Source organism: Serratia sp. CY84636 (genome assembly GCF_052166245.1).
GTDB classification, from domain to species: Bacteria; Pseudomonadota; Gammaproteobacteria; order Enterobacterales; family Enterobacteriaceae; genus Serratia; species Serratia nevei.
The window spans coordinates 16,620-26,412 of the sequence record NZ_JBJNOX010000017.1; the positions used below are offsets into that span (position 1 = coordinate 16,620).

A 9,793-nucleotide genomic window follows, 5' to 3' on the forward strand; every position below is an offset into this window, starting at 1 on the left:
AGCATGGCCTTTTCATTTACAACGGATATTTTCAATTACATGGATACGGTCACAAAGGAATTTGTGGCCTCTAATCTCGGAGTTGTTATATCCACCATTTCACCGGTAATTGGGTTGGCGTTGATTTGCAAACTCACCCTGGACGGGCTGTTTACATTAGCCCGGCCACACGGTGAGCCGCTCTCATCGTTGATAAAAAAATTCATTGTGTGGTCGATGATAATCAGCTTTGCCAGCGCGGGCGGGCTGTATCAAACCCAACTGGCTGATGCGGCCATGAAGATCCCGGATGAGTTTTCCTCGGTACTGGTTATTAACGGTTCGTCCGGTGGCACTGAAGATGCAATGGGTAACAACATCGACAAGGCCATACATGACGGGATGCAGGTTGCGCGTACTGCGTTTGATAACGCCGATATTTATAGCGGTTCCGGGCTGGCGTCATTATTCCTGGCTTGCGCGGTCATTATTTCCACGGTGTTGATCTGTGGTATCGGGGCCGGGCTGGTACTGATGGCGAAGTTACTGCTGGCAATCACTGTGTGCTTTGGGCCTATCTTCATCTTCTGCCTGTTGTTCAAGCCGCTGTATGGCATGTTCAATAAATGGCTTGGCTCGATGGTTAACTATGGGCTGGTAACAATTCTGCTGTCGATGCTATTTGGCCTGATGATTAAGTTCTATCAAAAAGCGCTCGATGCCGTCACCGCTTCCGGGGCTGACAGTAGCCTGTTAGGGCCGGTTTTTGCTTGTCTGCTGATAATGATTGTCTCTTACCTGATCCTGATGCGCATTCCTGAAGTAGCCTCCCGTTGGGGGGATGGTATCTCTGCGGGTATTCAGGAGCTGATACCTAACGCCGGTGGCGGTGGCCGTGGAGCTGGCGGTGGTGGCTATCAGCCTGGTGGTCAAAAAGGCGCTACAGGTGCCGGGGGCGGTACTGGCGCTAAGACTGCGGCGGCTACGGCTGCCGGTGGCCCCGGCGCGGGAGCGGCCACCGCTGCGGGTTCCCAAATGCAGGGTTTCGCAAAGGGTTCACGGCGCTAAAAGTAGAGTAGAAATTAATTTTTAATAAGTCATTGAAATTGTAATTTTGATGACTTATTATTTTTTTGTGATTGATTCAAAGGGAGTGACAAAGATGGTGCATTTCTTCAAATACACGGCAATGGCACTTATCGGGCTGCTGTTGGCCGCCTGTTCCAGTAGCCCGACGCCGCCGCCAGAACCCAACATGAAAAAGCTGGTTGATGTTAATAAGACGTATCCCGCCGAGCTGTATCGTGCAGATGCCGCTAACAACGGAGAGTAACAATGCTGAAGAAAAACAAACATCAAGCGATATCGCGGGAAGATCTGAATAAGTACCATGAGGAAACTCAAGGGCTTGAGCGCGATATGGTTAATGAGATCCTTAATTCCCGCTCTCGCGCCTGGAAAATTGCCACGGCCTTTTTCGTCTTTGCCGTTGTGAGCATGATTACTGCGGTCGGCGTCATTATCCGTTTTGCGCAGCCGTTACCGGCATACCTCACCACGATTAACAAAGATACAGGCGAAGTATCGCAGGTGAAAATTACCCGCGATGAAGCGACTTATGGCGACGTGATAGACCAGTATTGGATTTCACAATTTGTTATTCACCGTGAGTCCTACGACTACAACAGTATTCAGGTTGATTATGACGCCATGAGCCTGATGGCTTCCGGCGATGTAGCCGATGAATATCTCTCCATGTTCAAAGGCCCGAACCGCATTGATAAGCGGTTGGGTGACTCTGAAAGAACGACCGTTCATATCAACTCGGTGATCACCGACCGCGAACACGGTGTTGCCACCGTTCGCTTTACCACGCAGCAGCGCATTCGCCAGCGTCCGAACCCTGAGCCGCCGCGCTACTGGATTGCAACGATTGCGTATGAGTACAAAGCGTTACCAATGACCGCGCAGCAGCGCTATATCAACCCGCTTGGCTTCCGTGTAACGAGTTACCGTAAGAACGCTGAGAACGTTGGCGCAGTGGGAGGCTGATCATGAAAAAACAATTAATCGCCGGTTTAATTCTGGTCAGCCTCGGCCTCTCTGGTCAGGCGCTGGCGCTGGAAGTGGGAAAAGGTAGCCCATACGACTACCGTATTAAATCCGTGGTGTATAACCCGGTTGACGTGGTGCGTATTGATTCCGTTGCCGGTGTTGCAACTCATATCGTGGTTGCGCCCGATGAAAGCTATGTGACACACGCTTTTGGTGACAGTAATAGTTATGCGTTTACCCATGTTGAAAACAACATATTTATCAAACCGAAAGGGGAAGTTCCCAGCGATACTAACCTTGTACTGGTCACGAACAAGCGCACCTATAACATAGTGCTGCACTATGTAGGTGACTACACCACGAAAGACGCCCAGGGTAACGTTAAAGCCAACTTTATCAAGACGCCCTGGAGCATGAAAAATGCCACTCTCCAGCTTACTTACCTCTATCCATTTGAGGATATGAAAAAGGCTAATAAAACGCTGGAAAGTAACCGCGTGAAAAAGGCGTTAAAAGACCTTCAGAATGGGCCTTACAACCTACTCTATAAAATGTCAGATGAAGATGAATATCGGACTTTGGCCCCGGTAAACGTTTGGGATAATTTCCGTTTTACTTACTTCAAATTCCCTGCAAACGCAGATTTACCCGTTGTTTTCTATATCGGTGATGATGGTAAAGAGCATACCGTTAACCAGCATCCAGCCGGGGAATATAACAACATTGTTGTGGCTGAAACGGTAGCAAAAGAATGGCGTATTCGTTACGGAAATAAAGTCGTGGGTGTCCTGAATATGAATTACAACCCAAATCTTGGGGCGATCAGTACCGGCACTACGTCACCAGACGTTAAGCGCGTGAAAAAGGGTGAGGGGGATAAATCATGAGAAAAGACAGAGAGGAAAATTTAGATTACCTCGATGAAGAAGATACCAGCATCGAGGATGAGCGTCAGGGCTTCAGCGGTTCCCCTAAAAAACGTATTGCCGGTGCGCGGGCCTTTGTCGGGCTGATGGTGTTGATAGGTTCAGCAATGGTGGGATGGTTCATCTATAACCAGATGCACGTTAAGAAGCTGGCCGACGATCCCAAAAAGGGTAAAGAGCAGGTTATGACCAGCTCCTTACCGCGCCAGTCATTTGATGATGTGCCGCCAACCATTGACAATACGCCGAAAAATAGCGTCGTTCCTCCGTTGCAGACGACGCAGGAGCCGCAGCAGCAGGTTGCCCGGCAAACGTTAAATAATCAGAAAAAGGAGCTAACACCGGAAGAAAAAATTATGCGCGCCCGGCTAGGTGTGTCCTTCAACGGTGTCGATCCTGAGAAACAGGCTACGACTGCGAAAGAACAGGAGCGCCGGTCAGGTCAGGACAATACAGAAACCAGTTCAAACAGCCAGGCACTGGCGAGCCGAATGAAACCGGCGCGTATGGCTGTCGCTCAGGCATCTGTAATGCCACATCCAAATCTGACCATTGCGCAGGGAACAATGATTCCTTGCGGTACAAATACTGAGCTGGATACCACCGTTCCGGGCCAGGTGAAATGTACTGTAAGCCGTGATGTGTACTCTGCTGACGGTACTGTAAAACTGATTGATAAAGGGGCTGTGGTCACTGGCGAGCAGAATAGCGGTATCCAGAACGGCCAGAATCGTGTGTTCGTTCTCTGGTCACGCTTGCGTAATCCGGATCAGACCATTGTTAACCTCGACAGCAGCGGCACTAACGCTTTAGGTAGTGCGGGCGTACCTGGTCAGGTCAACTCTCACTTTTGGGAACGAATGGGCGATGCCATTTTCTTCTCTGTGCTGACTGATGGCATGAAAGCCGGTATCGCGTCGATTAACAACAACAACTCCGATGTGACGTTTAACACAACGGAAAACAGTACCGACCAGCTTGCTACTGAGGCATTACGGGCGAAGATTAATATCCCGCCAACGCTCTACGCTGCGCAGGGCGATGCCGTATCCATCTACGTAGCCCGCGATCTGGATTTCAGCACTGTATATGGGTTAGAAATGAATGACTGAGTTAACCAGTAATATTCAAGATATTCGCCAGCGCCCCCGCCGTGAGCAGGGGGTATGGCTGACGCTCGAACCACTTCAGCGCTACCTGAGTGATCCCGATGTGTGGGAGCTGAGAATTAACAAGTATCAGCAGGTTGTTTGTGAAACGTCGAAAGGCCGTATTTTCCACGACGATGAGAAAATTACGGCTGAATATATATCACGCTTAACCGACACGCTTTGTGGTTATAACGGACTACCGAAAGAGTCCGTTAATAACGTGCTTCTGCCGGACGGCTCAAGGGGGATTATTTGTTTACCCCCTGCCGTACTGGAGGGAACAGTAGCCATCGCGTTTCGTAAGCATCTGCCAGTTGATAAGTCTCTTGAACAACTTCGCGATGAGGGCCGTTTCACTGGCTGGAAACGAAAGATTCAGGGTGAAGTAGCCCTTCAGCCATTCGAGCAAGAATTGCTGGAATTGCTCGATAAAGACGACCTCGTTTCGTTTTTTAAAATTGCGGTACGCAACAAGCTGAACATCGTTGTATCAGGGTCTACCGGTTCGGGTAAATCAACGTTTACCCGCTCCCTGCTTCGGGAAGTACCTTATACCGAGCGCATTGTAGTTTCAGAGGACGTTCACGAAATTGGGTCTGATCTGCATCACGAAATGGTTTATATGCTGTACGGCGATCAGGATGGCCGTCTGGCCCCGGCGGTCAGCCTGAAAGCGTGTATGCGTCTTTCTCCCGACCGTATCATGATGACAGAGCTTAGGGATGATGCAGCATGGGATTACATTAACTCGCTGAATACCGGACATCCGGGCGGGATCACATCCACCCACGCCGACGATGCAAAGTCCACTTTCAGCCGTATTGCGCTGCTTATCAAGCAAACCGGTGTCGGCCAGACGCTGGATTATGACGTGATTATGAAAACGCTGTACACCACGATAGATGTCGTGGTGTACATGGAACATCGCCAGATTGTTGAGGTTCTTTATGATCCAGCGTTTAAAAAAGCGCAACTTTCTCTTTAAAGCGGCACTGGTTGCCGCCGTACTTTACGGGGCTTCGGCCCCGTCTCTTTTTGCTGCATCGGCGCAAGTAGGTTTCTCGCCGGAAGGAACCGCGCAGCAGCTCGTTATCAACGTTATCGGCTCGGCAAAAGATAACATCAGAATGATGGCCTACAGCTTTACTGCCCCCGATATTATGAAAGCGCTGATTGCGGCCAAACGCCGCGGTGTAGACGTGAAAATTGTCGTTGATGAGAATGGCAATACGGGCCGCGCAAGTCGTGCGGCAATGAATCTTGTTACGAACGCGGGTATTCCGCTGCGGGTTAACAGTAACTACAAAATCCAGCATGACAAGGTGATCATCGTTGATGGCCGTCATGTGGAAACTGGCAGTTTTAACTACACGGCCAGTGCCGAGAAATATAACTCTGAAAACGCGATTGTGATGTGGGACGCGCCCGAACTGGCCGGGCAGTACCTGAAGCACTGGCAATCACGCTGGAATCAGGGCCGGGATTTTACCCCGTCTTATTGAATGGAGAACGATATGCTTGATATGCGATTAGGAAACAGCGGCGATATTCCTTTCATCATGAACCTGGTGCGCGATGGGGTAATATCTGGCGCATTTTTCTATGCCGAGGGCAACGGTCTTGAAACAGTGAGATCTGAGCTACAAAGTGTCACCCAACAATACAGAGATAATATCCCCGTAGGGGATTATCTCTTTGTCTTTGCCGAGAAGTTAACGCGGCAGCCGGTGGGATTTTCGCTGTTAACCGGCCGCAATGATTTTGCGGGCCGGGCATCTCATCTTGAGATCCGTATGTTCGCTGTTGCGGCTGATGAGCAGGGTAAAGGCATTGGCAAGAGTATGCTTGCCTCAATCATCGAAGCCACGCCCGGACACCGGCTGGAAGCCTCCTGTCTCCCCCCGGCCACAAAAATGATGAGACTGCTGGCCGGAAGCGGGTTTAAGCTGATTCATGAAACGCAGGGCGGTAAGAAAACGTACCGCTTTACAGACTAACGAGGTGGGTGATGGGGCAAGGTATCAATACGTTGTCTTTAGAGCTGGATGACAAAGAAGCGCTGGCGCTGGCGCAGTTTGTTAAGCGGTTGACGTGGAGTGATTTACGGGGGTGTGCCGTTGATGATGACGAGGCGTATGTCATCAAGGATGCCGTCGATAAATTACAGAGGGCAATGGCTGAAGAAGGTTTTTCCCCGCGATAGCGCAAGTTTCCACAAAAGGGCATCGAATTTTTTGAATGCCCTTTTCTTACCCCATCCCCTCATAACTTTATGTTTTTATTAACTTCGCGTTTTCGACGCCAGCGTTGGCCAGCTGCTGCCGGCGACGTGGCCACACAACCGATTATTCAAGTTCGCTGAATGAGTTTTTACGGGCTGTATGCAACACAAATGCTACGATAATGCCCCCGGACAATACCGGCTCCCAATAATCCGGGGTGGGTTTGTTCTGCCGGTTTAGTCCGGGGAGCAAGGTCACTTTGAGGGGAGATCTTCAGCAAGTAATTTTCCATGCGCGATAAGCCACCTGCGGCGTTTTGCCATCCACTGCTGAAATTCAGATGTGCTCTCAACCTTCAGCACATCCTTCCGCTTCCAGGCCATTATGGGACCAGCTTTTTGTGGTTGGTCGAGAAAGTCAGATATGGCTTTATCAGTCCAGTACCGCGCTTTCAATCCACTTTTACTTATCCAGTTATCGTGCCATTCAGCGCTTGCTTTAGCGCGTGAATCGGCGGCGTTGTAATAAAGCCTTACCGTCATTACTCGCTCCTATAATCTCAAGGCTCTGTCATCGTTATTTTTTTCATGGCCTTTATCTTTAGGCCGGGCATTACCTTTATCCTGCGTCGGCTCGGCTTTGTCTCGGCCTTTTTCGCGGGTATCATGCTGCTGCTCTTTGGCATAGCGTTTGAGTTGTTCCAGCTCAAGCGCGGCGGTTTTGAACCCTTCCCGGCTGGCCGCTTTATCCAGCTTCTTCTCATCGTCGGTGTAAATGACGGCTTCGTGTTTAGCGCGGGTGACAGCCACGTAATAAACATCTTTGGCCGTTGTGAGTGATCGGGTATCCATATTGATAAAAACCTTGTCGCAGGTCAGCCCCTGAGCACTATGAACGGTCGAAGCGTAAGCCAGCCCTAAGTACATAGGTTTGTTGGCATCAATTTTTACCAGCCGCCCTTTCTCGTTCTCCAGCAGTACCTCACCACTCTGGACGCTTTTTACCTTAAAACGGTCGCCGTTCGCTAAATCCAGATGTGCATCGTTACGGGTGATCCTTACCTGGTCGCCCACGGCCAGCTCCGTTTTTTCAACGGAGTACACGGATAATTTGGAAAATCGCGCCGGTGAAAATGCGATTGTGTCGCCGCTGCCGTCGCTTACCGTAAGTTTATTGCCGGGGCCGGTATCGAGAACGGTATAAACGGCCCCGCGTTTCAGCCCGTTGCTGTAATCCCGTTCCGGGATAATCACGGCTCCTTTTTCGTAATATTTGCTGTGCTGCCGCTGGGCCTGAGTGGTATCAAGACGGTTCAGAAGCGGGTAATTGATACCCTGGCCTTTTAGCCCCAGCTCGGCCTGAATGTACTCATTAATTTTTTTCCGGCTGTCGTTCGTGCCGGTGATGATCAGGGCGTTAGCCCGGTCTGTCGGCGGCATTGCCACGTAATCCCCGACAATGCGGCGGTAGCGCTGATCATGATTTTTTTCCTCTACGATGCTGGTTACGTGGGTCAACGACGCCTTTATTTTCCCTTCTGCTGCATTTAGCGCGGCTTTCAGCAATTCCGGGTCTTTCTGGCGCTGAATATCTTTCATATAGGCCGTTTCCATACCGGCTTTAATAAGCTGCTCGAAAGGTTTACCCGCTTCGACGGCTTTAGTCTGTTTGGTATCGCCCAGGAATACCGCTCGTGCGCCCGCATCGCGGATCACGCGCATGGTTTCCTCCATCTGGCGGGCCGGGATTACCCCTGCTTCGTCAATAAAAACTACTGAGCCGGGGCCAATTTTTTTATCTGAGGCCCGGAGGAAAGACTGGAGTGTGCGAGATTCCAGCCCTTCAGCCTGAAGCGCTTTAACCTGGCTACCGTAGGGGGCAAGACTGGTGACGTGTACGCCCTGCTCTTTTAGAAAATCCGCTGCCGATTTGGTCATATAACTTTTGCCAGTACCGGCAAACCCATGTACAGAAATAAACTGGTTGGGAGTATGAATAATTCCCATAACCGCTTTTAACTGTTCGGGTTTTAACGTTCTGCTGGCTAACCAGCCCTCGCTAAACTCGCGAGTGTATGGGGTCTGGATCTTTCCGCGCCCTTCCCGCTCCATCTTCAGTATGTTGCGTTCGCGTTGTTGAGCTAACTGTGTGGTAAAACGCGGCTTTTGCTGTACCAGCCGCCCGTTTGTGATGCCCTTATCTACGAGTTTACGGGCCTCATCTTTACTGCGGCCAGCTTTCACCAGTTCCGTTACCCATTGTTCGCGGGTCATTGCTACGTTCTGCTGTTTTTTATTGGTCGTGGCCGCTGCGTATGTTGCTTCTTCTTTGATGAGGTTGCCGGATGTTATGGCCCGTTCTCTCGCAGCCCGAATATCATCGAGGGTTAAGCGGCCATAGCCATGCTTCATCGCCACGTCCATCAGCTCCCGCTCGGTAATCACTGATTGACGTTCGGTAAGTGAACGAATGGCAAAGGTCATTACCTTGTCAGCCTGGTACTCGATAGGCTTTTCCAGCGCCGCTGGCTGCGTATTCCGCGCTATATCGTCGTTGGCCGCACCTTTCCACTCCCGGCTATCAAAATCAATCTGAAGCTCTTTGGCGCGGTTTTTCCAGCCCTCATAGAGTACATCGCGATCTACTTCGCCTTTGCTTTTACGAGTTTTCAGCGCGGCCGCATTTTTTAGCTCATGGCTGGCCGTTTCACGGCTTAAACCATTCTTTGCTAACTCTGCCTCAATCTGCTGGCTGCGCTGGCTGAATTGGGCTATCTGCTCCTGGCTGAAATGCGCCAAATCAAACGTACCATTCCGATCATAACGCAGGTTGTAACCGGCCAGCTCCAGCTCTCTTGCCAGCTCGGATTTGTAAACGTTACCCAATAACGTAAGCGAGTTCACAATGCCGTCATTCGTGAGCGAACGCCATTTACCATCGCTGGTTTTGGTGAGGTTCATTACAAAGGCATGGGTGTGCAAATCCGGGTCTAGCTCGCGTGACGTTTCGTGTCGAAACTTGCCGACAATCAGCTTATTCGTGTTTTCAACGTGCGTTTTTTTATTGACGGTAAAGCGGCCTAGTGCCAGCCGTTCCGCTTCCTCGATGGCTTTAGTGACCGCCCGATCGTGCGCTTCAATGATACGTTTATCACCGTTGACCAGTGCCTGAAGCGAAACGCCTTTCGGCGCGGAAAACGTAAGATCGTATCCCAATCGTTCTTTGCTTTCGCTGTTGGCCGTTTTACGCATCACGGAAATGTCATCCGTTACTTTGCCATCAAGCAATTTCGCAAACCGTTTTTGTTCTACCTCGCCGGTTAAGCCCAGTTCTTCCGCGCCAGCGCCTTGCCACTGCATCGCGTTACCGTCTTTCGCATAGTAATCGTCTGCGCCATCAGCATAGTAATCAACAACCCTATCGACACGCTGGCGGGTAATCGTCGTAATATTCAGCATAT

The 9,793-nt window shown here is 50.5% G+C and carries 11 protein-coding genes; 9 read left to right on the plus strand and 2 right to left on the minus strand.

Annotated elements, in window-relative coordinates:
* Positions 1 to 3 precede the first annotated feature (3 nt).
* From ACJ8QI_RS24270 to ACJ8QI_RS24310, 9 genes are all read left to right on the plus strand, one after another.
* Positions 4 to 1,047 carry a type IV secretion system protein gene (locus ACJ8QI_RS24270; protein ID WP_033544589.1) on the plus strand — a complete coding sequence of 348 codons (1,044 nt, stop codon included), beginning with the start codon at positions 4 to 6 and terminating at the stop codon, positions 1,045 to 1,047.
* 94 nt (positions 1,048 to 1,141) lie between these two features.
* Positions 1,142 to 1,312 carry a hypothetical protein gene (locus ACJ8QI_RS24275; protein ID WP_021536809.1) on the plus strand — a complete coding sequence of 57 codons (171 nt, stop codon included), beginning with the start codon at positions 1,142 to 1,144 and terminating at the stop codon, positions 1,310 to 1,312.
* A 2-nt stretch (positions 1,313 to 1,314) separates the two neighbouring features.
* Complete coding sequence (locus tag ACJ8QI_RS24280) at positions 1,315 to 2,031, plus strand: virB8 family protein (RefSeq protein WP_000914645.1); 717 nt, start codon at positions 1,315 to 1,317, stop codon at positions 2,029 to 2,031.
* Between the two features lie 2 nt (positions 2,032 to 2,033).
* Positions 2,034 to 2,921, plus strand: a complete 888-nt coding sequence (locus ACJ8QI_RS24285) for a TrbG/VirB9 family P-type conjugative transfer protein (RefSeq protein WP_033544590.1) — start codon at positions 2,034 to 2,036, stop codon at positions 2,919 to 2,921.
* Positions 2,918 to 4,072 carry a type IV secretion system protein VirB10 gene (gene virB10 / locus ACJ8QI_RS24290; RefSeq protein ID WP_050008676.1) on the plus strand — a complete coding sequence of 385 codons (1,155 nt, stop codon included), beginning with the start codon at positions 2,918 to 2,920 and terminating at the stop codon, positions 4,070 to 4,072. Before ACJ8QI_RS24285 ends, virB10 begins: the two co-directional genes overlap by 4 nt.
* Positions 4,065 to 5,096 carry a P-type DNA transfer ATPase VirB11 gene (gene virB11 / locus ACJ8QI_RS24295; RefSeq protein ID WP_033544592.1) on the plus strand — a complete coding sequence of 344 codons (1,032 nt, stop codon included), beginning with the start codon at positions 4,065 to 4,067 and terminating at the stop codon, positions 5,094 to 5,096. Before virB10 ends, virB11 begins: the two co-directional genes overlap by 8 nt.
* Complete coding sequence (locus ACJ8QI_RS24300; RefSeq protein ID WP_000616063.1) at positions 5,059 to 5,613, plus strand: phospholipase D family nuclease; 555 nt, start codon at positions 5,059 to 5,061, stop codon at positions 5,611 to 5,613. Before virB11 ends, ACJ8QI_RS24300 begins: the two co-directional genes overlap by 38 nt.
* 12 nt (positions 5,614 to 5,625) lie before the next feature.
* Positions 5,626 to 6,108 carry a GNAT family N-acetyltransferase gene (locus ACJ8QI_RS24305; RefSeq protein WP_033544604.1) on the plus strand — a complete coding sequence of 161 codons (483 nt, stop codon included), beginning with the start codon at positions 5,626 to 5,628 and terminating at the stop codon, positions 6,106 to 6,108.
* 11 nt (positions 6,109 to 6,119) lie between these two features.
* Positions 6,120 to 6,314, plus strand: a complete 195-nt coding sequence (locus ACJ8QI_RS24310; RefSeq protein ID WP_000529710.1) for a DUF7706 family protein — start codon at positions 6,120 to 6,122, stop codon at positions 6,312 to 6,314.
* A 273-nt stretch (positions 6,315 to 6,587) separates the two neighbouring features.
* Here the strand turns inward: ACJ8QI_RS24310 and ACJ8QI_RS24315 are convergent, their stop codons facing one another.
* Together ACJ8QI_RS24315 and mobF are read right to left on the minus strand one after the other, a co-directional pair.
* Entirely contained in the window at positions 6,588 to 6,875 is a 288-nt protein-coding gene (locus tag ACJ8QI_RS24315) for a hypothetical protein (protein WP_033544594.1), read from the minus strand.
* A 9-nt stretch (positions 6,876 to 6,884) separates the two neighbouring features.
* Complete coding sequence (gene mobF, locus ACJ8QI_RS24320; RefSeq protein ID WP_052989320.1) at positions 6,885 to 9,791, minus strand: MobF family relaxase; 2,907 nt, start codon at positions 9,789 to 9,791, stop codon at positions 6,885 to 6,887.
* Positions 9,792 to 9,793: the final 2 nt, after the last annotated feature.

Bases quoted from the DNA above. Each gene is read 5' to 3' on its own strand.
- ACJ8QI_RS24270 (WP_033544589.1), top strand. From the start codon at position 4: ATGGCCTTTTCATTTACAACGGATATTTTCAATTACATGGATACGGTC.
- ACJ8QI_RS24275 (WP_021536809.1), top strand. From the start codon at position 1,142: ATGGTGCATTTCTTCAAATACACGGCAATGGCACTTATCGGGCTGCTG.
- ACJ8QI_RS24280 (WP_000914645.1), top strand. From the start codon at position 1,315: ATGCTGAAGAAAAACAAACATCAAGCGATATCGCGGGAAGATCTGAAT.
- ACJ8QI_RS24285 (WP_033544590.1), top strand. From the start codon at position 2,034: ATGAAAAAACAATTAATCGCCGGTTTAATTCTGGTCAGCCTCGGCCTC.
- virB10 (WP_050008676.1), top strand. From the start codon at position 2,918: ATGAGAAAAGACAGAGAGGAAAATTTAGATTACCTCGATGAAGAAGAT.
- virB11 (WP_033544592.1), top strand. From the start codon at position 4,065: ATGACTGAGTTAACCAGTAATATTCAAGATATTCGCCAGCGCCCCCGC.
- ACJ8QI_RS24300 (WP_000616063.1), top strand. From the start codon at position 5,059: ATGATCCAGCGTTTAAAAAAGCGCAACTTTCTCTTTAAAGCGGCACTG.
- ACJ8QI_RS24305 (WP_033544604.1), top strand. From the start codon at position 5,626: ATGCTTGATATGCGATTAGGAAACAGCGGCGATATTCCTTTCATCATG.
- ACJ8QI_RS24310 (WP_000529710.1), top strand. From the start codon at position 6,120: ATGGGGCAAGGTATCAATACGTTGTCTTTAGAGCTGGATGACAAAGAA.
- ACJ8QI_RS24315 (WP_033544594.1), bottom strand. From the start codon at position 6,875: ATGACGGTAAGGCTTTATTACAACGCCGCCGATTCACGCGCTAAAGCA.
- mobF (WP_052989320.1), bottom strand. From the start codon at position 9,791: ATGCTGAATATTACGACGATTACCCGCCAGCGTGTCGATAGGGTTGTT.